The organism is Phycicoccus jejuensis (genome assembly GCF_044797865.1).
GTDB lineage: Bacteria > Actinomycetota > Actinomycetes > Actinomycetales > Dermatophilaceae > Phycicoccus > Phycicoccus jejuensis.
The window spans coordinates 3,716,801-3,741,936 of the sequence record NZ_CP085209.1 but is presented as its reverse complement, the minus strand read 5'-3'; the positions used below and the strand labels follow the sequence as shown (position 1 = coordinate 3,741,936).

General features: G+C 74.2%; 21 protein-coding genes and 3 tRNA genes. 18 read left to right on the top strand and 6 right to left on the bottom strand.

All coding sequences use genetic code 11. The annotated features are described in order from the left end of the window. Nucleotides 1-88: 88 nt before the first annotated feature. The 6 genes from LG324_RS17815 (at nt 89) to LG324_RS17790 (ending at nt 12,033) form a co-directional block, all read left to right on the top strand. A complete protein-coding gene (locus tag LG324_RS17815) occupies nt 89-787 on the top strand; it encodes a response regulator transcription factor (RefSeq protein ID WP_404350104.1) in 699 nt (232 codons plus the stop codon). Beyond that, entirely contained in the window at nt 784-3,426 is a 2,643-nt protein-coding gene (locus LG324_RS17810; protein WP_404350102.1) for a DUF4153 domain-containing protein, read from the top strand. The genes LG324_RS17815 and LG324_RS17810 overlap by 4 nt, the downstream gene beginning before the upstream one ends. Nucleotides 3,427-3,531: 105 nt before the next feature. Beyond that, nucleotides 3,532-3,978, top strand: a complete 447-nt coding sequence (gene aroQ / locus LG324_RS17805) for a type II 3-dehydroquinate dehydratase (protein WP_404350100.1) — start codon at nt 3,532-3,534, stop codon at nt 3,976-3,978. 93 nt (nt 3,979-4,071) lie between these two features. Next, on the top strand, nt 4,072-5,121 hold the full coding sequence (locus LG324_RS17800; RefSeq protein WP_404350098.1) for a diguanylate cyclase: 1,050 nt from the start codon (nt 4,072-4,074) through the stop codon (nt 5,119-5,121). Between the two features lie 61 nt (nt 5,122-5,182). Continuing rightward, a complete protein-coding gene (icmF, locus tag LG324_RS17795; RefSeq protein ID WP_404350095.1) occupies nt 5,183-8,425 on the top strand; it encodes a fused isobutyryl-CoA mutase/GTPase IcmF in 3,243 nt (1,080 codons plus the stop codon). Between the two features lie 56 nt (nt 8,426-8,481). Then, complete coding sequence (locus LG324_RS17790) at nt 8,482-12,033, top strand: ATP-binding cassette domain-containing protein (protein ID WP_404350092.1); 3,552 nt, start codon at nt 8,482-8,484, stop codon at nt 12,031-12,033. Between the two features lie 41 nt (nt 12,034-12,074). Here LG324_RS17790 and LG324_RS17785 read toward each other — a convergent pair whose 3' ends face one another. Together LG324_RS17785 and LG324_RS17780 are read right to left on the bottom strand one after the other, a co-directional pair. Beyond that, the gene (locus LG324_RS17785; protein WP_404350090.1) at nt 12,075-13,325 is read right to left on the bottom strand and encodes a glycoside hydrolase family 76 protein; all 1,251 of its coding nucleotides are present in this window, start codon (nt 13,323-13,325) and stop codon (nt 12,075-12,077) included. A gap of 97 nt (nt 13,326-13,422) precedes the next feature. Further along, the gene (locus tag LG324_RS17780; RefSeq protein WP_404350088.1) at nt 13,423-14,220 is read right to left on the bottom strand and encodes a deoxyribonuclease IV; all 798 of its coding nucleotides are present in this window, start codon (nt 14,218-14,220) and stop codon (nt 13,423-13,425) included. Between the two features lie 78 nt (nt 14,221-14,298). On the opposite strand from LG324_RS17780, the gene LG324_RS17775 reads away from it, so the two are divergent. From LG324_RS17775 to LG324_RS17740, 8 genes are all read left to right on the top strand, one after another. Continuing rightward, on the top strand, nt 14,299-15,060 hold the full coding sequence (locus LG324_RS17775; protein WP_404350086.1) for an SDR family NAD(P)-dependent oxidoreductase: 762 nt from the start codon (nt 14,299-14,301) through the stop codon (nt 15,058-15,060). A gap of 2 nt (nt 15,061-15,062) precedes the next feature. Continuing rightward, nucleotides 15,063-15,833: a helical backbone metal receptor gene (locus LG324_RS17770; RefSeq protein WP_404350084.1), complete on the top strand. Its 771-nt coding sequence runs from the start codon at nt 15,063-15,065 to the stop codon at nt 15,831-15,833. 50 nt (nt 15,834-15,883) lie between these two features. Then, nucleotides 15,884-15,956: transfer RNA gene (locus LG324_RS17765), tRNA-Thr, on the top strand. Between the two features lie 52 nt (nt 15,957-16,008). Then, nucleotides 16,009-16,082: transfer RNA gene (locus tag LG324_RS17760), tRNA-Met, on the top strand. Between the two features lie 130 nt (nt 16,083-16,212). After that, nucleotides 16,213-16,380 (top strand): 50S ribosomal protein L33, encoded by a 168-nt coding sequence (gene rpmG / locus LG324_RS17755; RefSeq protein ID WP_030526789.1) that lies wholly within the window; start codon nt 16,213-16,215, stop codon nt 16,378-16,380. A gap of 125 nt (nt 16,381-16,505) precedes the next feature. Next, nucleotides 16,506-16,955, top strand: a complete 450-nt coding sequence (locus LG324_RS17750; protein WP_030526790.1) for a MaoC family dehydratase N-terminal domain-containing protein — start codon at nt 16,506-16,508, stop codon at nt 16,953-16,955. Beyond that, a complete protein-coding gene (locus LG324_RS17745; protein WP_404350081.1) occupies nt 16,955-17,377 on the top strand; it encodes a MaoC family dehydratase in 423 nt (140 codons plus the stop codon). Before LG324_RS17750 ends, LG324_RS17745 begins: the two co-directional genes overlap by 1 nt. After that, complete coding sequence (locus LG324_RS17740; protein WP_404350079.1) at nt 17,377-18,447, top strand: UDP-N-acetylmuramate dehydrogenase; 1,071 nt, start codon at nt 17,377-17,379, stop codon at nt 18,445-18,447. Before LG324_RS17745 ends, LG324_RS17740 begins: the two co-directional genes overlap by 1 nt. Nucleotides 18,448-18,538: 91 nt before the next feature. On the opposite strand, the gene LG324_RS17735 is transcribed toward LG324_RS17740, so the two are convergent. From LG324_RS17735 to LG324_RS17720, 4 genes are all read right to left on the bottom strand, one after another. Further along, a complete protein-coding gene (locus tag LG324_RS17735) occupies nt 18,539-19,141 on the bottom strand; it encodes a helix-turn-helix domain-containing protein (RefSeq protein ID WP_404350077.1) in 603 nt (200 codons plus the stop codon). A 501-nt stretch (nt 19,142-19,642) separates the two neighbouring features. Beyond that, complete coding sequence (locus tag LG324_RS17730; protein ID WP_404353160.1) at nt 19,643-20,608, bottom strand: adenosine deaminase; 966 nt, start codon at nt 20,606-20,608, stop codon at nt 19,643-19,645. Between the two features lie 119 nt (nt 20,609-20,727). Further along, the gene (locus LG324_RS17725; protein ID WP_030526795.1) at nt 20,728-21,231 is read right to left on the bottom strand and encodes a DUF5709 domain-containing protein; all 504 of its coding nucleotides are present in this window, start codon (nt 21,229-21,231) and stop codon (nt 20,728-20,730) included. Nucleotides 21,232-21,235: 4 nt separating this feature from the next. Beyond that, nucleotides 21,236-22,537 carry an aminotransferase class I/II-fold pyridoxal phosphate-dependent enzyme gene (locus tag LG324_RS17720; RefSeq protein WP_404350075.1) on the bottom strand — a complete coding sequence of 434 codons (1,302 nt, stop codon included), beginning with the start codon at nt 22,535-22,537 and terminating at the stop codon, nt 21,236-21,238. Nucleotides 22,538-22,699: 162 nt separating this feature from the next. Here LG324_RS17720 and LG324_RS17715 point away from each other — a divergent pair, with 162 nt between their 5' ends. The 4 genes from LG324_RS17715 (at nt 22,700) to nusG (ending at nt 25,095) form a co-directional block, all read left to right on the top strand. Further along, nucleotides 22,700-23,533 (top strand): endonuclease/exonuclease/phosphatase family protein, encoded by an 834-nt coding sequence (locus LG324_RS17715; protein ID WP_404350073.1) that lies wholly within the window; start codon nt 22,700-22,702, stop codon nt 23,531-23,533. Nucleotides 23,534-23,689: 156 nt separating this feature from the next. Beyond that, nucleotides 23,690-23,762 (top strand) — tRNA-Trp (locus LG324_RS17710). 116 nt (nt 23,763-23,878) lie between these two features. After that, nucleotides 23,879-24,145, top strand: a complete 267-nt coding sequence (gene secE, locus LG324_RS17705; RefSeq protein ID WP_030526799.1) for a preprotein translocase subunit SecE — start codon at nt 23,879-23,881, stop codon at nt 24,143-24,145. Nucleotides 24,146-24,204: 59 nt separating this feature from the next. Then, nucleotides 24,205-25,095, top strand: coding sequence for a transcription termination/antitermination protein NusG (gene nusG / locus LG324_RS17700; protein WP_030526800.1), 891 nt, complete (start codon nt 24,205-24,207; stop codon nt 25,093-25,095). Nucleotides 25,096-25,136 lie beyond the last annotated feature (41 nt).

Sequence of the window (25,136 nt, the reverse complement as noted above, 5' to 3'; positions counted from 1 at the left end):
GCGAGCGGCCCGCCCCGGGCCGCTCCTTCACACGATCTCCACACGTCACGCGGGCGCCCCCCACGCCGGTGTCCCTAGTCTCGTCGGCATGAGCGAGGGGAGCAGCGGGGCGCAGGTCGTCCTCGTCGTCGAGGACGAGCCGACCATCCGGCAGGCGGTGGCCGACCGGCTGCGCGCCGAGGGGTTCGGCGTCGTCACGGCCGGCGACGGCCCGGCCGCCGTCGCCGCGTTCGAGGAGCACGACCCGGACGCGGTGCTCCTCGACGTGATGCTCCCCGGCTTCGACGGCCTCGAGGTGTGCCGGCGCATCCAGGCCCTGCGGCCGGTGCCCGTGCTCATGCTCACCGCGCGCGACGACGAGACCGACCTGCTCGTCGGTCTCGGCGTCGGTGCGGACGACTACGTGACCAAGCCGTTCTCGATGCGCGAGGTCGTCGCCCGGCTGCGGGCGCTGCTGCGCCGCGTGGAGCGGGCCGAGCAGCTGGCCCGCTCGACCGGCCGGGTGGACCTCGCGGGCCTCGTCGTCGACCCCGCCACCCGGCGGGTCGCGGTCGACGGAGTCGAGGTCCACCTCACGCCGCTGGAGTTCGACCTCCTCTGCGCCCTCGCGGCCGCCCCGGGCGTCGTGCGCCCGCGGGAGGAGCTGATGCGCGAGGTCTGGGGCTGGGGTGACGCCTCGGGCACCCGCACGCTCGACAGCCACGTCAAGGCGCTGCGCGCGAAGATCGGCGCCGACCGGGTGCGCACCGTGCACGGGGTCGGCTACGCCCTCGAGGTCGTGCGGTGAACACCGACCGCCCGCTCGACGGGGTCGCCTCGATCAAGCTCAAGCTCGGCGTCCTCGTCGGGGCGAGCGTCCTCGCCGGCGTGCTCGTCGCCGCCATCGGCGACGGCGCTGGGGTGCCCTGGTGGACGAGCCTGCCGGTGACCGCCGGCGCGGCCGTCGCGGTGACGCAGTGGCTGGCGCGGGGGATGACCTCGCCGCTGCGCGAGATGACCGGGGCGGCCCGGCGGATGGCCGCGGGCGACTACGGCCAGCGCGTCGCGACGAGCTCGTCCGACGAGGTGGGCGAGCTGGCGCGCGCGTTCAACGCGATGGCCGCAGACCTCGCGGGCGCCGACCTCGAGCGGCGGCGGCTCGTGGCCACCGTCTCCCACGAGCTGCGCACGCCGCTGACCGCCCAGCGGGCCCTGCTGGAGAACCTCGTCGACGGCGTGTCGACCCCGGACCGCGCCACGCTGGAATCCGCTCTCGCGCAGGCCGAACGGCTCTCGGCGCTCGTCGAGGACCTGCTCGACCTCTCTCGTGTCGACGCCGGGGTGGCTCCGCTCGCCCTCGCGCCGGTGCCGGTCGAGTCGCTGCTCACCCGGGCGGTCGACGAGGCGCGGGTCGCCGCCCGGCCGGTCCGGGTGCGCCACCGGGTGTCGCCACCCGACCTCACGGTGACCGGTGACGCCGCACGCCTCGCGCAGCTCGTGGCCAACCTCGTCGACAACGCGGTGCGGCACAGCCCCGCCCACGGCGACGTCCGGCTCGACGCACGCGCGGGCGAGGCCGGCCGCTGGGTGCTCGAGGTCCGCGACGACGGCCCCGGCATCCCCGCGGCGGACGCCGAGCGCGTCTTCGAGCGGTTCGGTACCGGCGCCGACGCCGCCGGCGGGACCGGTCTCGGGCTCGCCATCGTCCGCTGGGTCTGCGAGCTGCACGGCGGCCGCGTCGAGGTCGTCCCGACGCCCGCGGGCGCGACCGGCGCGACCCTGCGGGTCACCCTGCCGACCGCCCCCAGCGACCGGCGCCCCTCGCACGTCCGCGAGGAGCTCGCCGCTTCCACCCCGTCCAGCGACCCCGTCCCACCGACCACACCGGAGCCCGTCATGACCGCGACCCCCTCGGCCCCAGCCGTCCCCTACGGCGGGGGAGCCGGGCCCGTCGACGGCGCCGTCGCGCGACTGTGGCCCGAGCCCGACGGCCGTCCCCGCGTCGGGGTCGTGGCCGCGGCGCTCGGCATCGGGCTGCTCGGTGCGCTGACGTGGGTCGACCGGAACATCGGGCTGGTGACGAGCCTCGTCATGCTCGCGACGGGGGGGCTCATGTGGGTCGTCGCGCGGCACCGGCGCGACCCGTGGACGGTCGCCGGCGGGGTCGCCGCCGCCCTGCTCGCGCTCGTCCCCACGCTGCGCGACGCCGGGGGCGTGGTCGTCCTCTCGGTGCTCGCCGGGGTCGCCGTGGCGGCCGCCGCCCTGACCCGGGCCCACGGGTTCCTGGCCATCGTCGCGAGCTGGGCGGCGTGGCCGCTCTCGGCGCTGCGCGGCCTGCCCCTGCTCGGGCGGACCCTGACGGCGACGAGCCGGGTCGGGATGCTCTGGCCGGTGGTGCGGACCGTCGCGGTCTCCGCGCTCGTCCTCGTGGTCTTCGGCGGCCTGTTCGCCACCGGTGACGCCGTGTTCGGCTCGTGGGCAGCGGCGCTCGTGCCCGACCTCGGGTGGGACTCGATCGTCGTCCGCGGGTTCACCTTCGTCCTCCTGTCCGGCGTGGCCCTGACCGGTGCCTACCTCGCGCTCAACCCGCCACAGGTCGACGCGGTCGTGCTGCCCGAGCGGCGGCGCGCGCGCCCGGTGTGGGAGTGGGCGGTCCCGGTCGGCCTCGTGCTCGCGCTCTTCGTCGGCTTCCTCGTCGCCCAGGCCGCGGCGCTCTTCGGCGGGGACGCCTACCTGCGTCGCACGACCGGCCTCACGCACGCCGAGTACGTCCACCAGGGGTTCGGCCAGCTCACCGTGGCGACGGCGCTGACCGTCATCGTCATCACGACGACCCTGCGGGTCGCCGCGCGGGAGTCGGCGCGCGACCGGCTCGTCCTGCGGGTGCTGCTCGGCGGGCTCGGTCTCGCGACGCTGGCGGTCGTCGCCTCGGCGCTCTCGCGGATGTCCCTGTACCAGGACGCGTTCGGCTACACGGTGCTGCGCGTCTTCGTCGACGGGTTCGAGCTGTGGCTCGGCACGGTCGTCGTGCTGCTCCTCGTCGGCGTGGTGCGGCTGTCGTGGCGCTGGGTGCCCCGGGCGGTCCTCGTGGCGGGGGCGGTCTTCACCCTCGGCTTCGCCGCGATGAACCCCGACGCGTGGGTGGCCGACCGCAACATCGACCGCTACGAGGCCGGCCGCACCCTCGACCTGCTCTACCTGTCGAGCCTCTCCGCCGACGCGGCACCGGCCATCGCCGACCGCCTGCCCCGCGACGTGGTCGAGTGCATCGCCGCCTACGCCCCGGTGTCGAGCCTCTGGGGGGATTCCGGCCCGGGTCCGGACGACTGGCTGTCGTGGAACCTGGGCCGATCCCGCGCGGTCACGGCCTTCGACGGGGTCCGGCCGCAGCCCGGATCCGCGCCGGCCTCGTGCGACGCGGTGATGACCGACACGCTCCGACGCTGAGCCCCCACCCGTCGAGTGAACAGGACGCGCCGTCCGCAGCAGGGTGCCGGCGGCGTGTTCTGTTCACTCGACGGGTGAGCCGTCGTGGATGGCATGCTGCGGCGCATGGACGCCCGCACCGTGCTCGTGCTCAACGGACCGAACCTCAACCTGCTCGGCGAGCGGGAGCCGGCGGTCTACGGCCACGAGACCCTCGCCGACGTCGAGCGCCTCTGCCGCGAGGCGGCCGCACGGCACGGCCTGACCGTCGACTTCCGGCAGTCCAACCACGAGGGCACGCTCGTCGACTGGGTGCAGGAGGGGCGCTCCGGCATCGCCGGGATGGTCGTCAACGCGGCCGGGTACACGCACACGTCGGTGGCCCTGCGCGACGCGCTCGCGGCGTGCCGGGTGCCGCGCGTCGAGGTGCACATCAGCGACATCCGCGCGCGCGAAGAGTTCCGCCACTTCTCCTACCTCGCCGACGTCTGCGACCACCACGTCGTCGGGCACGGGGTCGCCGGCTACGCCGAGGCCGTCGACTGGTTGGCGTCCCGTCCCGCGGGGTCGTGACCCGGCGGCCGATCGGTCCGACCCGGTGGTCCCTACGGCCGATGTCGGTCGAAGCCGGCCACGGGGCCGGGGGGCTCTCCCTAGCCTTGCCGCATGCGACCGCCGTCCCTCCCGAGGCCCCGGGACCGCGAGACGGCCGCCCGCTTCGGCGCGGTGCTCTGTCTCGTCGCCGGAGGGCTCAGCGTGATGATGACGAGCCTCGTCCCCCAGGGCATGTCCACCGGGATGAAGGCCGCCGTCATCGGCGCGTCGCTCGCGATGATGGTCGTCGGGGTCCTCCTCGTCGTCGCCGGCGAGAGGCTGCAGTCCTGGCTGTGGCTCCCCGTCCCGCTCCTGGGGATCCTCACCATCGTGCTCTCCGGTCTCGCGTCGCGCGACGCGTCGGCGTCGGGGCAGGTCTTTCTCTGCGCGCCGGTCCTGTTCGCCGCCTCGCAGCTGCCGGGGGCGTCGGCCTGGCTCGTGACCACCTGTGCCGTGGTCGCCGACGGGGTCCTCGTGGTGTCGGTCACGCCGTCCGGTGACGCCGCCGTCGACCTCCTGTACGTCAGCGTTGCGCTCGTGCTGAGCACGTGGCTCCTGGTCCGGGCCGGTGAGCGCAACGCCCGGCTCACGGACCGGTTGCGGGAGCTGGCGGCCGTCGATCCGCTCACGGGACTGGTCACGCGTCGGGTGCTCGACGACGCCGCCCGGTCCGCCCTCTCCGTCGCCGACGGTGACGGCGGGACGGCGCTCGTTCTGCTCGACGTCGACGAGTTCAAGACCATCAACGACACCTGGGGGCACCCGACGGGGGACGCCGTCCTCGTCCACCTGGCCGACACCGTCCGCCGGCACGGTGGACCGGGGGCCGTCATCAGCCGGCTCGGCGGTGACGAGATCGCCCTCCTCCTCCCCGGGAGCACGCACGAGGCAGCGCGTCGTCGTGCGTCCGAGCTCGTCGAGGCCGTCCGCGCGAGCCCGTTCCAGCGGGCGCACGACGAGGCGATCGCGCTGACGATCAGCGTCGGCGTGGCCCACGCCCCGACGCACGCGGTGGACCTGCGTCACCTCTACGCGGCCGCGGACCGGGCGCTGTACGTCGCGAAGCGGGCCGGGCGCGACCAGGTCGGCACCGTTCCCGCCGAGGTCGTGACTTCCGGGTAGGTAGTTGGACGTCCTACTATCTCGGGAGAACGCCACCCGGCGACCCCGGAAGGACCACCCCATGGCAGCGCAGCCGAGCGAGGGACTCCACGTCCCGACCCACCCCGTCCGCATCGTCACCGCCTCGAGCCTGTTCGACGGGCACGACGCGTCGATCAACATCATGCGGCGGATCATGCAGAGCCAGGGCGCCGAGGTCGTCCACCTCGGGCACAACCGCTCGGTCCGCGAGGTCGTCGACGCCGCGCTCGACGAGGACGCGCAGGGCATCGCCGTGAGCTCCTACCAGGGCGGGCACGTCGAGTACTTCGAGTACCTCGTCGAGCTGCTCCGCGAGGCCGGCGCCGGCCACGTGCAGGTCGTCGGCGGTGGGGGCGGCGTCATCGTCCCGCGCGAGATCGAGCGGCTGCGCGCCGCCGGGGTGACGATCTTCAGCCCCGAGGACGGCCAGCGGCTCGGCCTGCCGGGGATGGTCAACCAGGTCGTCGCCGCCTGCGACACCGACCTCTGGGAGCTCGCGCCGACGAGCGTCGAGGCCGTCCTCGCGGGCGAGCGCGTGGCCGTCGCGCGCGCCATCAGCGGCGCCGAGACCGGCCACCTCGACGACGCCTTCCGCGGCGAGCTGCAGCGCGCCGCCGCGGCCCGCACCGTGCCGGTCCTCGGCATCACCGGCACCGGCGGCTCGGGCAAGTCGAGCCTCACCGACGAGCTCGTCCGCCGGCTGCGCACCGACCAGCAGGACAAGCTGCGCATCGCCTGCGTCGCCGTCGACCCGACGCGACGTCGCGGCGGCGGGGCGCTGCTCGGCGACCGCATCCGGATGAACAGCCTCGACGGCGACCGGGTCTACTTCCGCTCCCTCGCGACGCGCGGGAACCGCGAGGTCCCCGAGGCCCTCGAGGACGTCCTCACGGTCCTCAAGGCCGCCGGCTACGACCTCGTCGTCGTCGAGACCCCCGGCATCGGCCAGGGGGACGCCGCCATCACCTCGTACGCCGACGTCAACCTCTACGTGATGACGCCGGAGTTCGGGGCCGCGAGCCAGCTCGAGAAGATCGACATGCTCGACCTCGCCGACGTCGTCGCCGTCAACAAGTTCGAGCGACGCGGCGCCCTCGACGCCCTGCGCGACGTCGGCCGCCAGATGGTCCGCAACCGCGAGGCCTTCGGGAAGAAGCCGGAGGACATGCCCGTCTTCGGCACCAGCGCCGCGACCTTCAACGACGACGGCGTCACCGCGCTCTACCAGGAGCTTCGCGCGCAGCTCGCCGCGAAGGGCCTGCCCGTCGACGACGGCGCCCTCGCCCCGGTCGACGTCCGGCACTCGACGATGCTGCGCCAGGTCGTGCCGCCGCAGCGGGTGCGCTACCTCGCCGAGATCGCCGAGACCGTCCGCGGCTTCCACGCAGAGACCGAGCGCTGGGCCGACGCCGCCCGTCGGGTGCAGCGCCTCGGGGACGCCCGCGAGGCGCTCGCGGCGGCCGGCAAGGACACCGCCGACCTCGACGCGCTGCTCGCCGACGCGCGCGACGCCCTGCCCGCCGAGGCCCGCAAGGCCCTCGAGCAGTGGCCCTCCGTCGTCGAGGCGTACTCGGGCGACGAGCAGGTCGTCACGGTGCGCGACAAGGAGATCCACACCAAGCTGACGCGGGAGACGTTGTCCGGCAACGTCGTCCGTCGCGTCAGCCTGCCGCGGCACGCCGACGACGGCGACCTGCTCACCTTCCTCCGCCGCGAGAACCTCCCCGGCCGGTTCCCCTTCACCGCAGGCGTGTTCCCGTTCAAGCGCGACAACGAGGACCCGGCCCGGATGTTCGCCGGCGAGGGCGACCCGTTCCGCACCAACCGCCGCTTCAAGCTGCTTTCCGAGGGGCAGCCGGCGACGCGCCTGTCGACGGCGTTCGACTCCGTCACCCTCTACGGCCGCGACCCCGACCGCCGCCCCGACATCTACGGCAAGGTCGGCACCTCCGGCGTCTCCGTCGCGACCCTGGACGACATGAAGGCGCTCTACGACGGCTTCGACCTCACCTCGCCGACGACGAGCGTCTCGATGACGATCAACGGGCCGGCGCCGACCATCCTCGCGTTCTTCCTCAACACCGCGATGGACCGTGAGGTCGAGAAGTGGGTGCAGGAGAACGGTCGTCAGCCGAGCGACGACGAGCGGGACGCCGTCCGCGCCCGGGCTCTCGCGACCGTCCGCGGCACCGTGCAGGCCGACATCCTCAAGGAGGACCAGGGCCAGAACACCTGCCTGTTCTCCACCGAGTTCTCGCTGCGGATGATGGCCGACATCCAGGAGTGGTTCATCGAGAACCAGGTCCGCAACTTCTACTCGGTCTCGATCAGCGGCTACCACATCGCCGAGGCCGGGGCGAACCCCATCAGCCAGCTCGCGTTCACCCTCGCCAACGGCTTCACGTACGTCGAGTCCTACCTCGCGCGCGGCATGGCCATCGACGACTTCGCGCCGAACCTCTCGTTCTTCTTCAGCAACGGGATGGACCCGGAGTACACGGTCATCGGCCGCGTCGCCCGACGCATCTGGGCGGTGGCGATGCGCGAGAAGTACGGCGCCAACGAGCGCAGCCAGAAGCTCAAGTACCACGTGCAGACGAGCGGCCGGTCCCTCCACGCCCAGGAGATGGACTTCAACGACATCCGCACGACGCTGCAGGCGCTCACCGCGATCTACGACAACGCGAACAGCCTGCACACCAACGCCTACGACGAGGCCGTCACGACCCCGTCGGAGGAGTCGGTGCGCCGGGCCCTGGCGATCCAGCTCGTCATCAACCGCGAGTGGGGGCTGGCGATGAACGAGAACCCGCTCCAGGGCTCGTTCGTCGTCGACGAGCTGACCGACCTCGTCGAGGCGGCCGTGCTCGCCGAGTTCGACCGCATCTCCGAGCGCGGCGGCGTGCTCGGCGCGATGGAGACCGGCTACCAGCGCGGGCGCATCCAGGACGAGTCGATGCTCTACGAGCACCGCAAGCACGACGGCTCGCTGCCGATCGTCGGCGTCAACACCTTCGTGCGGCCCGAGGCCGACGTCTCGCCCAAGGAGGTCGTGCTCGCGCGCGCCACCGAGGAGGAGAAGGAGGGGCAGCTCGCCCGTGTCGAGTCCTTCCGGGCCGACCACCGCGAGGAGGCCGAGGTCGCCCTCGCGCGGCTCAAGGCCGCCGCGACGAACGGCGAGAACGTGTTCGCCGTGCTCGTCGACGCCGCACGCGTGTGCTCCCTCCAGCAGGTCACCGAGGCGTTCTTCGAGGTGGGCGGGCAGTACCGCCGCAACGTCTGACCCCGCGCCCGGAAACCCGGGTGCCGGGCGTCGGTGGCACGCCGTAGTTTTCTCACGTGGGGACGACGACCGCAGCACCCGTCACGCCGACGCTCGCGCCGGCGGGTGATGCCGTCGTGCCCGCCGAACGCACCCTGCGGCTCGGGCGGCTGCGCGGCTGGCCGACCGGCCTCGCCCTCGTCGCGTCGGCCACCGGCGCACTCGGCCGGACGCTCGGCACGGTCGTGGCCGGCCTCCTCGCCGCCGACCCGTCGACCCGCCTCGTCGGGCTGCTCGCCCTGTGCGTCGTCGGCGCCGCGGTCCTCGACACCGCGGGCCGCACCGTGTGGGCCGGCGTCGTCGACCACGCCGAGGGCCGGCTGCGCGACGACCTCGTCGCCGCCGCGCTCGCCCAGCCGCTTCCCGCCCTCGGCGAGCAGGCGGTCGGCGAGATCCTCGACCGCGTCGACGCCGACACCCACGACGTCGGCACGATGCTGCGCCGCCAGGTGTGGGACGCGCTGAAGACCGTCTTCGCCGCCGTGCCGATGTGGGTCGTCGCCGGCCTCACGTGGTGGCCCGCGTGGGTCCTGTTCCCCGTCACCGCGACCGCCGCCGTGCTCCTCGTCCGCCGGCTGCTACCGACGATCGCCGAGCGCAAGGTCGCCGAGGAGGTCGCCTGGACCGACCACGCCGCGGCCCTCGAGGAGGGCGTGACCGCCCGCGACGACCTGCGGACCAGCCTCGGCCAGGCCCACGTCGTCGCCCGCCTCGCCACCCTGTCGTCGGTCGTCCACCAGCGGTTCGCGCAGGTCGTCGACCTCCAGGCGCGGGTCACCCGCCGCACCGGCGTCCTGCTCTACGGGATGCTCGCCGGCACGGCCGTCGCCGGGGTGGCCCTCGTCGCCGGGGGAGGCCTGTCGGTCGCCCGCCTCGTCACGCTCTTCCTCGTCACGAGCACCTTCGTCGGCCAGGTCGACCAGATGGCCCGCCACCTGCCCGAGCTCCAGGCCGGGCTCGGCGCCGTGACGCGCCTGCGGCAGCTCCTCGGCGCCGCGCCCGAGCCCACCGGCGGTCTCCCCGTCCCCGCCGGCCCCCTCGAGCTCGAGTTCCGCGACCTGCACTTCGGCTACGCCCAGGGCGACTTCGCGCTGCGCGACGTCGACCTCACGGTGCCCGGCGGCCGCACCTGCGCCCTCGTCGGGCGCACCGGGTCGGGCAAGTCGACCCTCGCCTCCCTCGTCTCCCGCGCGGTCGAGCCCGAGCCGGGCACGGTGTTCCTCGGCGGTGTCGACGTCCTCGACCTCGACCTGCAGCAGCTGCGCGCCGCGGTCGGCGTCGTCACGCAGCGCACCGAGGTGCTCGCCGGGACCCTCGCCGAGAACATCACCCTCTTCGCCGACCTGCCCCGGTCGCGCATCGAGGGCGCGGTCGCGCAGCTCGGGCTCGAGCGCTGGGTCGCGGGCCTGCCCGACGGCCTCGACACCCTCCTCGGCCCGGGCGGCACCTCGCTGTCGGCCGGCGAGGAGCAGCTCGTCGCCTTCGCCCGCCTGCTTGTGCGCGACGTGTCCGTCGTCGTCCTCGACGAAGCCACGGCCCGGATGGACCTGCTGACCGAGGCCCTCGTCGTGCGCGCGGCCGACCGCCTGCTGACCGGCCGCACCGGCATCCTCGTCGCGCACCGGCTCTCGACGACCCGGCGGGCCGAGCGCGTCGCCGTCCTCGACCACGGTCGCGTCGTCCAGCAGGGGGCGCGTGCCGAGCTCGCGCGCACCGACGGTCCCTTCCGCGCCCTCCTCGCCGCGAGCGGCGACGACCTCGAGCCCGGCCGCCCGGAGCAGCCGGCCCCGGCCGACCCTGCGTCCGAGCCCACCACCACCGCCGTCGCCGGGGCGCGTCGGGCCGGGCCGCCCCCGGAGCTGCCGGACCCCGGGCACGGGCCCTCGCTGACCCGGGGCATCCTCTCGGCGCTGCTCGTCCGCCCCCGCTGGGGCGTGTGGCCGGCCGTCCTGTTCCTCGTCTCCGCGCTCGGCGGCGCCTTCGGGGCCGGCACCGGGTTCGTCTGGGGCCGCCTCGTCGAGCGCCTGCAGACCGACGCCGCGTGGGACCCGACGACCGTCGTGCTCACCGGGCTGACCGCGGCGTCGGTGCTCGTCGCGCCGTTCCTCCTCGTCGCGGCCATGCGTCGCTACCCCCGCTGGTGGATCGAGGTCATGCTCCGGGTCCGGATGTCGGTGCTGCTCGGCCAGACCCGCCAGCACCGGCTCGAGCGCACCCCGGCCGGCGAGGTCGTCGCCCGGTCGATGGACGCCGACCGCTACGCCCTGTACGCCGACCGGTGGGTCGACTTCCTCAACGGCCTCGGCATCGTCGTGGTCACCGCGCTGCTCGGCGGCAGCCTGCTCGCCGGCGGGGTGCTGCTCTGCGTCCTCGTCGGGGCGGCGCTCGCCTCGGCGGTCGGCCGGCCGATCGCCGGCCGCTCGGCCACCGAGTCCTCGCGGGCCCGCGCGCGCTTCGGCCGGGCCGTCGTGTCGGTGCTCGAGTCGGCCCGCACGGTCAAGCTCGCCGCGGCCACCCCGTCCGCCCACCGCCACCTGCGGCGGGTCGACGCCGGGCGGGTGCGCGCGGCCGTCTTCGAGCACCGCGTCCAGGCCGTGCTCGACGGCGTGCCGATCGTCATGGTGCAGGCCGGCGTCGTCGCGGCCTGGGGCACCTACGTCCTCGGCGGATGGTCCCTCGCCACCGCGATCCTCGTCGCCGGCGCCGTCAACGGCTTCGACTGGTTCGGCCGGGTCGCCGGCGCCGTCGTCACCGAGGCCCCGGGCACGCGCTCGTGGCAGCAGGCGACGAGCCGGCTCGCCGGCGGCGTCGACCTCGTGCGGCTGCCGGCGGGGGTCGACCTCGTCGCCGGCACCGCGCCCCCTGCCCCGGTCCCCGGCCGGGTGCCGCTGCGCGAGCTGCGCCTGCGCGGCGTCGGGGCCGTCCACGACGACGGGACCCGCGGGGTCGAGGGCGTCGACCTCACCGTGCACGCCGGCGAGCTCGTCCTGCTCCTCGGGCAGGTCGGCTCCGGCAAGTCGAGCCTGCTGTCCGCGCTCTCGGGCCTGCTCGAGCACACCGGCTCGATCACGTGGAACGGCGTCGAGGTCGACGACGCCCAGGTGTTCCTCCGGCCGGGCCAGGTCGCCCACGTGGCGCAGGTGCCCCGGGTCCTGTCCGGCTCGTTCGCCGACAACGTCGCCCTCGGGCACGGCCGCTCGCTCGAGGGCGCCATCGCCGACGCGCGGCTCGGTGACGACGTCCGCGAGGCCGGCGGGCACGACGCGCTCGTCGGCCACCGCGGGGTGCGGCTCTCGGGAGGGCAGGTGCAGCGGCTGGCCCTCGCCCGGGCCCTTGCCGCCGAGACCGAGCTGCTGCTCGCCGACGACGTCTCGAGCGCGCTCGACGCCGCGACGGAGGTCGAGCTGTGGCAGGCCCTGCGCGCCCGCCGCACGACGGTCGTCGGCGCCACCTCGAAGCGCGCCGCGCTGGCCGAGGCCGACCGCGTCGTCGTGCTCGTCGACGGGCGGGTGGCCGCGACCGGGCCGTGGCGCGAGCTGTCCGGCGCCTGGGGGCACCTCGCCGGCTGAGCCGACGCGGGCCGCCCGGGAGCCCCGGGCGGCCCGCGACCTCAGTACAGGAGCGACCAGTCCTTGCGCGACCAGGCGAGGACGGCGAACAGCTGCACGACCGCGGCCTGCTCGATCATCTGCGTCGAGTCGCCGCCGAAGCGGAAGACGCCGGTCTCCCGGTCGCGGCGGGTGCGCCACAGCCGGTCCGCGTAGGCCGCCATGTCGTCGGCGGCCCGCCGGTCGCCGGTCACCGACGCCAGCAGCAGGAGGTTCTTGAAGTAGATCGAGTTGAAGAACACCGGCTGGGTGTCGAGCCGCGTCAGGCCGGGCTGCTCCGGGTCGGGCTGGGCGTAGAAGCGGCGTGCGGCGTCGGCGACGCGGCACGCCTCGCGCAGGTACCGCCGCTCGCCGGTCACCCGGTGCAGCAGCGTGTTGACGCCGACCGGGACGCCCTGGTTGTAGCTCCACACGGTCTTCTCGACGGTCCCCGCGAGGTCGAGGTGGTCGTGGTAGAGCCCGGCCTGCGCCCGCTCGCGGATCTGCAGGTGCTGGTTGGTCCACGCGTACATCCGGCGGGCCCAGTCGAGGCAGCGGCGCTCGCGGGTCAGCTGGAACAGCCGCAGCCCGAGCTGGGCGCCGGGCATGTTCGAGACCGTGTTCCGGTCCTGGCTCCAGTCCGCCTGCGTCCAGAACACACCGCCCGGGGCCGGGTGCGAGGGGTCGTCGTCCCAGCCGGAGACGACGAGCTCGAAGATCATCCGGGCGTCGCGCACGGCCGCGGGGTCACGATGCATGAGGTGGCGCTGGACGTCGATGAGGCCGACCCACTCGTTGTCGTCGTAGAAGAAGTCGCCACCGCTGCCCCACGGCGCGGTCGGGGCGGACGCGTAGCCGGGCAGGCCGGTCGACCCGGCCGCGCTGTAGTAGCGGCGCTGCCCGGTCCGGCGCTCGGCGAGGTCGTCGAGGTAGCGCCGCCCGGTGGCGCCGGGCAGGCCGGTGAGGTCGAGGGTCGCCCCGTGGGCCTGCGAGAACGGCCACTCGTACGAGTAGGTCGGGTCCTCCGGCGCCGCAGGCCAGTGCTCGAGGTAGAGGCGGCTGCCGTCGCGCACGGCGAAGTGCCGCTGCAGGGCCGCGTAGGCGTCCTCCGCGCGCTCGGCCCACCGGCCGCGGCCCGTCGCCGGCCCGGGTCGGGAGGAGACCGCGGAGGCGGTGGGGCCCGTCGCGCCGAGGGCGCCGAGGGCGAGGGCCGCTCCGCCGACGGTGCGGCGGGAGAGGCGGGTCGTGGGGCTGGTCGCGCGGTGGGTCGACATCGTCGTCAGGTCTCCTCGGCCGGTGGCGTGGACCCGTCAGGACGCTACGGAGACCGCGGATGGCCGTCGACGCGGGCGGCCGGCCTGTCCGATCGCGTCAGGCCAACCGGTCACGCAGCCACGCGATGTCGGCGCGCTGGCCCTCGACCCCGCCGGGGGTCTCGACGACGACCGGGGCGCCGGCCTCGCGGACGACGTGCGCGATGTCGGCGGCGTCGATGTGCCCCGACCCGAGGTTGGTGTGGCGGTCGGCGCCGGAGTCGAACTCGTCGCGGCTGTCGTTGCAGTGCACCAGGTCGATGCGCCCCGTGATGGCCCGCACCTCGGCGACGACGTCGGCAAGGTCGTTGCCGCCGGCGTGCGCGTGGCAGGTGTCGAGGCAGAAGCCGACGGTGTCGCCGCCCCCGGCCCGGCCGATGGCCTCCCAGAGGCGCTCGACCGCCTCGAGCCGACGGGCCATCGCGTTGTCGCCGCCGGCGGTGTTCTCGATGAGGAGCGGCACGGGCATCTCGAGGCCGTCGACGCACTTGCGCCAGTTGTCGAAGCCCGTCGCGGCGTCCTCGTCCTTGCCGAGGTGCCCGCCGTGCACGACGACGCCCTTCGCCCCGATCTCGGCGGCGGCGTGCAGGTGCTGCTGGAGCAGCTTGCGGCCGGGGATCCGGATGCGGTTGTTCGTCGAGGCGACGTTGATCGGGTAGGGCGCGTGGACGTAGAGGTCGACACCCGCGGCCTCGGCGGCCGCCCGCAGCGCCTCGGCGCCCCCGGCGTACTCGACGACCGGGCCCTTGTAGCTCTGCGGGTCGCCGAGGAAGAGCTGGCTGAGGGTGGCGCCCCGGGCGACGGCCTCCGCCACCGGGTCGGCCTGGTCGACGTGTCCTCCGATGCGCAGCTCCATGCGCCCACCGTACGACCGGCCGCCGACCGTCGGTCGCCCGATCCCGGCCCGGCGCCCGGGGCAGGGCAGGATGGCGCCATGCAGATCGCTGACACCACCGCCCTGGTCACCGGCGGCGCCTCCGGCCTCGGCGCGGCCACCGCCGCCGCCCTCGCCGGCCGCGGCGCCCGCGTGGTCGCCCTCGACCTCCCCGACGCCTGCGAGACCGCAGCCGCCGTCGACGGCGTCGAGTACGTCCCCACCGACGTCACCTCCGAGGCCGACGTCCGCGCCGCCGTCGCGGTCGCGGCCGGTGACGACGCCCGCCCGCTGCGGGTCGTCGTCAACTGCGCCGGCATCGGCCCGTCGGCACGCATCCTCGGCCGCAAGGGCACGCACTCGATCGAGCTCTACCGCAAGGTCGTCGAGGTCAACCTCCTCGGCACCTTCGTCGTCCTCACCGTCGCCGCCGAGGCGATGGCGGCCACGGAGCCCGACGCCGACGGCCAGCGCGGCGTCGTCGTCAACACGGCAAGCATCGCCGCGTACGACGGCCAGGTCGGCCAGGCCGCGTACAGCTCGAGCAAGGGCGGCATCGTCGGCCTCACGCTGCCGGCGGCCCGTGACCTCGCGCAGCACGGGATCCGGGTCATGACGATCGCCCCGGGCATCGTCGAGACCCCGATGCTCGCGACCGTCTCGGACGAGTTCCGCGCCGGCCTCGCCGCGGGCGTCCCGTTCCCGCAGCGCCTCGCACGCCCGGAGGAGTACGCGCAGCTCGCGCTCGCGATCGTCGAGCACGACTACCTCAACGGCGAGGTGGTCCGGATGGACGGCGCCCTGCGGATGGCGCCGCGCTGACCGTGGCGGCCACCCGCGCATCCCGGCGTGACGACCTCGGCGCGCCGGTGCCCCTCGCGGGCCCGGCGCGCCGCGTCGTCTCGCTCGTGCCCTCGCTGACCGAGGCGCTGGCGGCGACCTGCCCCGACCGGCTCGTCGGGGCCACCGACTGGTGCACCCACCCGCCCGACCTCGACGTCGCCCGGGTGCGCGGGACGAAGAACCCCGACCTCGCCGCCGTCGCGGCCCTGGAGCCCGACCTCGTCGTCGCGAACAAGGAGGAGAACCGCGAGCTCGACGTGCGCCGGATGCGCGAGCGCGGGCTCGCGGTCTGGGTGACCGACATCGAGACCGTCCCGCAGTCCCTCGCGTCGATGGCGCGGCTGCTCGGTGAGGCGCTGGAGGTCACCGAGCCCGGGTGGCTGGGGGAGGCGCGCGACGCGTGGTCGGGGCCGGTGCCGGCACCGACGGCGCGGGTCGTCGTCCCCGTGTGGCGCGACCCGTGGATGGTCGTCGGCCGGCCGACGTTCACCGCCGACCTGCTCGCACGCTGTGGGTACGAGGTCGTCGGGGGAGAGGTGGGGACGGGCCGCTACCCGAGCGCCGACGTGGCCTCGTTGGACGACCCGGCGCTGGCCGACCTCGTCCTGCTGCCCGACGAGCCCTACGAGTTCACCGCGGCCGACGGGCCCGAGGCGTTCGCGCGGGTACCCACCCGGCTCGTCTCCGGACGGCTCCTCACCTGGTACGGACCCGCCCTCGTGGAGGCCCGGATTTCGCTCGACCGAGAGTGACCGTGTAGTGTCTCCGTCGCGCTCCAGAGCGGTTTTCCACTGGCGCGCACGCCCCCTTAGCTCAGTCGGCAGAGCGTTTCCATGGTAAGGAAAAGGTCGTCGGTTCGATTCCGACAGGGGGCTCTGGTCCGGCCGCAGTCCGACTCACCGAGCAGGGCTCCCGGTCGTTCCCCAAGGCGGGGTAGCTCAGTTGGTTAGAGCGCACGACTCATAATCGTGAGGTCGCGGGATCGAGCCCCGCTCCCGCTACCGAGGTCGCGATTTCCGTGTCACCGCACGGAGCGCGTACCCTGTTGTGCTTGGTGCCGCGCGCAGTCCAGGACCGCGCCGACGCGCCACCCGAGATCCACACTTCGTTTCCCGAGAGCAGGTTGCTTCCATGGCCAAGGCCACCGACGTCCGCCCCAAGATCACGCTGGCGTGCACGGAGTGCAAGGAGCGCAACTACATCACCAAGAAGAACCGGCGCAACGACCCCGACCGGCTCGAGCTGGCGAAGTTCTGCCCGCGCTGCAAGAAGCACACCGCGCACCGCGAGACCCGCTGACGCCGGCGCGTCACCGACGCGCCCGCAGCCGACGAGGCCGCCCGCACCCCCGGGGTGCGGGCGGCCTCGCGTCGTGCCCGGGTCCTCCCGCCGGTCGGTCGGCCCCGGCCCCTAGAGTGGGCGGCATGGCCGTGAACCCCGACTTCGTCGGACGCACCTACCCGCCGAGCGGGCCCTACCCCGTCGACGCCGCGCTCATCGCCGCGTTCGCCGCGGCCGTGGGCTCGAGCGACCCGGTCCACACCGACCCCGAGGCCGCCCGCGCCGCCGGCTACGCCGACGTGGTGGCGCCGCCGACGATGGCCGTGCGCTTCGCCCAGGCCTCGGACCGGGCGTACGTCGCCGACCCGGAGGCGGGGATCGACTACAGCCGCGTCGTCCACGGCGAGCAGCGGTTCGTCCACCACCGCCCGATCACCGCCGGCGACGAGGTCGTCGGCACGCTGACCGTCGACGCCGTCCGGCAGGCCGGTGGCCACTCGATGGTCACGACCCGCACCGAGCTCGCGACGACCGGCGGCGAGGCGCTCGCGACGTGCACCTCGACCATCGTCGTCCGGGGAGGGGAGGACTGATGGCCGTCCGCACGCTCGAGTCCGTCACCGTGGGCGACACCGTCGGGCCGGTCACCGTGCCCGTCACCCGCGACACGCTCGTCGCCTACGCCAACGCCTCGGGCGACCAGAACCCGATCCACCAGGACGAGGACTTCGCCCGGTCGGTCGGCCTGCCCGACGTCATCGCCCACGGGATGTGGACGATGGGCGCCGCCGGCACGGTCGTGTCAGAGTGGGTCGGCGACGCCGGCCGGGTCCTCGAGTACGGCACGCGCTTCACCAAGCCGGTCGTCGTCCCGGCCGCCGGCGCCGAGCTCGTCGTCGAGGGCACCGTCAAGGCGCTCGACCCGGAGACGCGTCGGGCGACGGTCGAGCTGACCGCCACGAGCGAGGGCCAGAAGGTCCTCGGCCGGTGCGTCGCCGTGGTCCGCCTCGACTGATGCGCGAGCTGCACGACGAGCCCCTCGCGGGGTACACGACGATGCGCGTCGGCGGCCCGGCGGCGCGGATGGTCGTCGCGGAGACCACCGACGAGCTCGTCGACGCCGTGCGCGAGGTCGACGACGCCGACGAGCCGCTGCTCGTCCTCGGGGGTGGCTCGAACCTCGTGCTCCCCGACGAGGGGTTCGCGGGCACGGTCGTGCTCGTCGCCACGCAGGGGGTCGAGGTCGACTCGGCCGACTCGTGCGGGGGCGCGAACGTCGTCGTCGCGGCCGGTGAGCCGTGGGACCCGTTCGTCGAGCGCGCGGTCGCCGAGGGCTGGTCGGGCATCGAGGCGCTGTCGGGCATCCCGGGGTCGACCGGGGCCACGCCGGTCCAGAACGTCGGCGCGTACGGGCAGGAGGTCGCCCAGACCATCGCCCGGGTACGGGTGTGGGACCGGCTCGAGGAGCGCGTCCGCACGATGATGTCGCTGGACTGCCGGTTCACCTACCGGCACTCCCTCTTCAAGGGCACCGACCGCTACGTCGTGCTCGACGTGATGTTCCAGCTCGTCCTCGCCGACCTCTCGGGGCCGGTGCGCTACGCGGACCTCGCGACGCAGCTGGGGGTCGACGTCGGCGCCCGGGTGCCCCTCGCCGACGCGCGTGAGGCGGTGCTCGCGCAGCGGCGGCGCCGCGGGATGGTGCTCGACGCCGAGGACCACGACACCTGGTCGTGCGGCTCGTTCTTCACCAACCCGGTGCTGACCACCGAGGAGTTCCAGTCCCTCGAGGCGCGCGTCGCCGAGCGCCTCGGCGCCGACGTCACGCCGCCGCGCTTCCCGGAGGCGGGCGGTCGGGTCAAGACGTCGGCCGCGTGGCTCATCGAGCGCGCCGGGTTCGGCAAGGGCCACGCGCTGCCCGGGCCGGCGGCGCTGTCGACCAAGCACACGCTCGCGGTGACCAACCGCGGGCAGGCGCGTGCGGCCGACGTCGTCGCCCTCGCCCGCGAGGTGCGCGACGGCGTGCACGACGTCTTCGGGGTGACCCTCGTCAACGAGCCGGTCATCCTCGGTCAGACCCTCTGACGCCCGGCCGGGTCACACCCGCTGCGTCCCCACGGGTGTGCGGTGGTGCGAGGGACGGGTCGTCGTGCTCGTTCGGGGTGCTCGTTCGGGCTCATGCGCTGAGCGGGTGCTGGTCGTCGTCACGCGTCGCGGGTGTCCCCACCCCGGAGGACGGCTCTGCGCTCGCGGTCCTGCGACGCGCTGCGAGTCCCGACGGGTCGGCGTACCAGGTCGGGCGCTGGGTCCCGATGCGGGTGGCCTCCGTCTGCCACCACCAGTTCGGCGGGTAGGTCACCTGCGTGGTGTCGTGGTGGGCGGGGAAGCGCCGGCTGCCGTCACGCACGAGGGCGAGGAGCTCCGTACGCGGCCAGTGGGTGGGCGACACCGGCACCGGGAGGGCGGCCGGCGGCGCCGGGGTGTCGGGGTCTGGCTCCGGGTCGGGGGCGGCGCCCCGGTGGCACAGCGCCAGGCAGTACCCGGTCGGTCCGAGGGCGGCGACCACGTCGGTGAGCCGCAGGTCACCGGCGCGGGTCTCGAGCCGTGCGACGTGGCTCGCCGACCAGCCTCGGCGCCGGGCGTAGGCGCGCTGCCCGAGGCCGAGCGTCCGTCGGTGCGCCCGCAGCGCCAGGCCGACCTCGTTCGGCACCGTCAGCGCCGCCCGGGCCGCGAGCAGCTCGCGGGCGAACGTGGGGTAGGTGAGGGGGAGGAGTCTCATGCCGGGAGCGTCGACCCCGCTCGGCGACCGGCGCCAGACCCCTCGAGCGGACTGTGGACGACGACGCCCGCGCGGTCCGCCTGTGGACGAGTCACGATCCCGTCGCTCCCCGCCCGGAGACGAGGGGCGTGGCCCGCGCTGTCGTTCGCCCCGAGATGTGAGGCAACCCTGATGAGCGGTCGGTTGCGTCCGTGGGTGGAGCAATCGGGACGAGCGGTCGGTTGCGTCCGTGGGTGGAGCAACCGGGACGAGCGGTCGGCTGCGTCCGTGGGTGGAGCAACCGGGACGAGCGGTTGGCTGCGTCCGTGGGTGGAGCAATCGGGACGAGCGGTCGGGTGCTTCCGCCTGCGACGCAACCGAGACCGCTCATCCCAGTTGCTGCGAGATGTGACGCAGGTGACCGCTCATCCCGGTTGCTTCGGTGGGTGAAGCGAACAACAGCGGCCGGTGCACCTCTCACGGGCCCGCGAGCCCGGAGCCGGCGCGGCGTGGGTGGGACGCTCAGCCCGCCAGCCAGGCGTCGACGTCGGCCTCGGCCGCGGCCCGCACGTCGTCGGGCGCCCGGCTCGCCGCGAGCGAGGAGCGCGCCAGCCCGGCCAGCTCCTCGTCCGACAGGCCGTGCACCGCCCGTGCCGTCTCGTACTGCTCCACGAGCCGGCTCCCGAAGATCAGCGGGTCGTCCGCCCCGAGGGCCACGACCGCCCCCGCCGACAGCAGCTGCCGCAGCGGCACCTCCGGCGCCGCGTCGTACACGCCGAGCGCCACGTTCGAGCCCGGGCACACCTCCAGCGCCACGCCCGCCGCGACCACCCGCTCCAGCACCCGCGGGTCCTCGACGGACCGCACGCCGTGCCCGATCCGGTCCGGCGCCGCCGCGTCCAGCGTCGCCGCCACCGCGTCGGCGCCCAGCAGCTCACCGGCGTGCGGCACCGACGCCAGCCCCGCCGACCGCGCGATGCGGAAGGCGGCCGCGAACTCCGCCGTGTCGCCGCGTCGCTCGTCGTTCGACAGGCCGAACCCCACGACCGCCCCCGGGCCGCTCCCCGCGTACCGCGCCGCGAGCCGGGCCAGCGTCCGGGCCTCCAGCGGGTGGCGCATCCGCGAGGCCGCCACGACGACGCCGACCTGCGCCGCCCCGGGCTCGCGCGACACCGCCGCCGCCTCGTCGAGGACGATCTCGAGCGCCGGCGTGATGCCCCCGACGAAGGGCGCGTACGACGTCGGGTCGACCTGGATCTCCAGCCACCGCGAGCCCTCCGCGCCGTCGTCGAGCGCGGCCTCGCGGACGATCCGTCGCATGTCGGCCTCGCCGCGGACGCACGCCCGAGCGACGTCGTAGAGGCGCTGGAACCGGAACCAGCCACGCTCGTCGGCCGCGTCGAAGCGCGGCGGGTACTCGCGCGTGAGCGTCGCGGGCAGGCGCATCCCGTGGGCGGCCGCCATCTCGCGCACGGTCGCCACCCGCATCGAGCCGGTGAAGTGCAGGTGCAGGTGCGCCTTCGGCAGGGTCGCGAGAGGCCGCGCCCCCGAGGGGACGCGGCCGTCGTCACGACGCACCGCCGGGGTGCTCCCGGTCGGTGCCTCGCTCACTCCTCCGAGGTCTCCTCGTCGACGACGTGCATCGCCGACTCCTCCGCGGAGGCCGCCGCGCCGTCGACACCCACGTCGTCGCCGACGAGGTCCTTCTCGTCGTCCTCGCCGAGGCCCTCGTCCGGGGCGACGAGGCGCCCGGCACGCTCGTCGCCGACCTCGCCGTCGCCGAGCCAGTCGTCCTCGGCGTCGATGGCGTCGGGGTCGTCGCCGCCGACGCGGTCGACGTCCAGGCCGGACTCGTTGTCGGGCGCGCCGTACGCGGTCGAGGGGTCCGGCACCTCCTGGTGGATGCGCTCCTCGATCGTCTCGTCGCGGCTCTGCTCCTCGGCGGTCACGCCGTGCGCGAGGGAGCCGTGCAGCTTCTCGGGCGGGGAGTAGCCGCGGTCCAGCGGGTCGTCCACCCCGTCCTCCAGGGTGTCCTCGGGCTGGAGCTGGTCCTCGTCGTCGAGGGAGTAGCTCCCGAGGTCGTCGGTCACGTTCTCCGGCTGGTCGCTCATCGCCTCACCCTACGTCTGCGAGCAGCTGCTCGGAGGCCGCGAGCGCGACGCACGTCGCCACGCCGGCCATCGCCGTCCGGACCTCGTCGAGCGACGGGAACGACGGTGCAAGACGGATGTTCCGGTCGCGCGGGTCCTTGCCGTACGGGAAGGACGCCCCCGCCGGTGTCAGCGCGATGCCGGCCTCCTTGGCCAGCTGCACGACGCGCGACGCGCAGCCGTCCGGGACGTCGAGGTTGACGAAGTACCCGCCGCGCGGGGTGCTCCACTCGGCGACGCCGAGACCCTCGAGCTCCGCGGCGAGCGCCTCGCCGACCGCCGTGAACTTGGGGGCGAGGATCTCGCGGTGACGGCCCATGTGCTCCCGCACGCCGTCGGCCGACCCGAAGAACTGGACGTGGCGCAGGTGGTTGACCTTGTCCGGGCCGATGGACGCGAACTTCAGGTGCGACAGGTACCAGGCCACCGTCTCGCGCGACCCGGCGAGGAAGGCGACGCCGGCGCCGGCGAAGGTGATCTTGCTCGTCGACGCGAAGACGATCGGCCGGTGTGGGTTCCCCGCCGCCGAGGCGAGCGAGAGGATGTCGGCCGACTTCGCCTCGTCGCTCGTCAGGTGGTGCAGCGCGTAGGCGTTGTCCCAGAAGAGCCGGAAGTCCGGGGCGGCGGTGGGCATCGACGCGAGCCGGGCCGCGACCTCCTGCGTGACGACCGAGCCGGCCGGGTTCGCGTACGTCGGGACGATCCACATGCCCTTGATGCTCGGGTCGTCCTTGACGAGGGCCTCGACCGCGGCGACGTCCGGGCCGTCGTCGAGCATCGGGACGGTGACCATCTCGATGCCGTAGTGCTCGAGCATCGTGTAGTGCCGGTCGTAGCCGGGCACCGGGCAGACGAAGGTGACCTTCTCCTCGTCCTTCCACGGCCGCGGCGAGCCAACGCCGCCGTGCAGCAGGTGGTCGACGAGCACCTCGTGCATCATCGTCAGGCTCGCGTTGCCGCCGGCGACGACCTGGTCGGCGTCGACACCGAGCAGCTCGGCGAACATCACGCGCAGCTCGGGCAGCCCCTCGAGGCCGCCGTAGTTGCGCACGTCGGTGCCCTGGCCGTCGCGGTGGCCCTCGGGGAGGGTGAGCATCCGCTCGGCGAGGTCGAGCTGCTCGGGGCTGGGCTTGCCCCGCGTGAGGTCGAGGGAGAGCCCGCGCTCGCGCAGGGTGGCGTAGGCGGCACGCTGCTCGTCGGCGAACGCCCGCAGCTCCTCGGGGGAGCGCTCGGCGAGGGGGGTGCGGGAGGAGGCTGAGGTGCTCACCGCTCCATCGTGGCAGAGCACGACGGCGTGACGTCGGGGCGGACCGCGCTGCGAACGGGCCCGTCGGGGGAGTGCTCCCCATCGCGAGCGGACGAGCGAGATGGCAGGTTGAGGACCGCCGGGGGGCGATCGGCGTCCCCCACGAACCTCTGGGGGAAGCCCATGCAGCTCCGCACCCGTCCGATCCTCGCCGCGCTCGCCACGGTGGGGGTCGCTGCCGCCGGCCTGGTCGGCACGACCGCGACCGCACCGTCCGCCGAGGCCGCGTCGTCGTCCGTCCGTGTCTTCTCGCACAACCTCGAGAAGAAGGGCACCGCGATCAACCGGGTGCGCGAGCTCTCGGACGGAGGCGGCCCAGAGGTCCTGCTGCTGCAGGAGGTGTGCTCCAGCCTGATCCCGAAGCTGCAGGACATCGGGTACACCCACTACCGGCAGCGTCGGACCTCGACCAAGTGCTCCGGCGACCAGGGCATCGGCGAGGCGGTGGTCTGGACCGGCAAGAGCGCGGAGGTCTCGGGCACGGTCTCGGTCCCGCTCAACGGGACCCCCGTGGACAACCACACCTACGGCCTCGCGTGCCTCGACATCAACCACGGGGGTCACGCCTTCCGCGCCTGCTCGACCCACCTGGTCGCCGGTGGCGCGGCGAACGACGCGTTCCGGCACGACCTCACCAAGGCGATCAAGGCCACGACTGGGCCCTGGATGTCGACCAAGGTCGTCCTCGTCGGCGGGGACTTCAACACCACGCCGGGGTCGGCCACGATGAACGCCATGTACGGGGTCGGCAGCGCCTCCGGCGGCGAGTTCCGCGAGCTGGCCCAGTCCGCGGGAACCGGCTCGACCGCGCGGTCCGGCAAGAACACGTTCTACTCCAAGAAGATCGACTACATCTTCGCGTCCAAGGCGGCCACGCGGACCGGCGGTGGCACCGAGCAGGTGAAGGACTCGCCGTCCGACCACCGCGTGCTCTTCGGCGCCGTGCCGCTGCGCTGACGTCTGCTCCGGACGGTGACGGGGGCCCTCGGCCCCGGGGCGGGTTCGCGCCGGGGCCGGGGCTCACGTATGCTGTCCGTTCGGTGTGACCACCATGTCGGCGTGCCCGGCAGAAGGTCGCACCACCCAGGGTCCACCACCCAACGGTGGTCCCACAGGGCAGTGGCTCAATTGGTAGAGCACCGGTCTCCAAAACCGGCGGTTGGGGGTTCGAGTCCCTCCTGCCCTGCGTCGCACGTGTGGTACGTCCACGATCTGCGGCCCGGTCTCGTCCGGGCCCCCTTTCACGGTCGTGCCGCGCCGTAGGCATCCGAACCCGACCAGCTCGACGTGAAGAGGCAAGTCGTGACCGACCTGGGCCAGACCGAGGCCGGCTCCCGCCCCGCCAAGGGCCGTGAGCGCGGCGGCAACCCCGTCTCGCGACTCTTCCGCGCCATCGGGCTGTTCGTCGGCCAGATCCTCGACGAGCTCCGCAAGGTCGTCCGGCCCACCCGGAACGAGCTCTGGAACTACACGCTCGTCGTCATCGTGTTCGTCACGGTGATGATGGCGATCGTGTCCGGTCTCGACCTCGGCTTCAGCAAGCTCGTCGGCCTGGTCCTCGGCTCCTGACGCGCGCCCACCCGCGCCACCCGCCCCCGGCACCCGCCAGACGAAGGAAGAGGTCACCCGTGTCCGACCAGTGGACCGACACCCCCGAGCAGGGGTCCGACGACACCGCCCAGGTTCCCGTCGACGACACCCCCGTGCAGGAGGTCGACGCCGCCGCGGCCGAGTCCTTCGACGCCGCCCACGAGGCCGACGCCGACGGTGACGCCGCGACCGACGAGGTCGCGGACGACGCCACGGTCGCGGACGACTCCGCGGACGAGGCGTCCGACGACGACGCGGTCGACGAGCCGGCCCTCCCGGTCGACGAGGACGGCGACGTCCTCGACGCGGTCGACCCGGTCAAGGCGTTCAAGGACGACCTCGCCTCGAAGTTCGGCGACTGGTACGTCGTGCACTCCTACGCGGGCTACGAGAACCGGGTCAAGGCCAACCTCGAGAACCGCACCCAGTCCCTCAACATGGAGGACTACATCTTCGAGGTGCAGGTCCCCATGGAGGAGGTCACCGAGATCAAGAGCGGTCAGCGCAAGCTGGTCCGCCGCGTCCGGATGCCCGGGTACGTCCTCGTCCGGATGGACCTCACCGACGAGTCGTGGGGCGCCGTCCGGCACACCCCGGGCGTCACCGGCTTCGTCGGCAACGCGCACCAGCCGGTGCCGCTGACCCTCGACGAGGTCTTCACGATGCTCAAGCCGGCCGACCTCGAGACGCCCGTCGCCGCGGCCGCCTCCGGTGGCGCCGCGTCCTCCTCCGGTTCCTCCTCGGGCGACGCCGCCGTCGTCGACTTCGAGGTCGGCGAGTCGGTCACCGTCATGGACGGCCCCTTCGAGACGCTGCCGGCGACGATCTCCGAGATCAACGCCGACACCCAGAAGCTCAAGGTGCTCGTCTCGATCTTCGGCCGGGAGACCCCGGTCGAGCTCTCCTTCGGCCAGGTCGCCAAGATCTGACCGGAGGCCCCTTTCGCGGGGGACCCGCGGACACTGCAAAG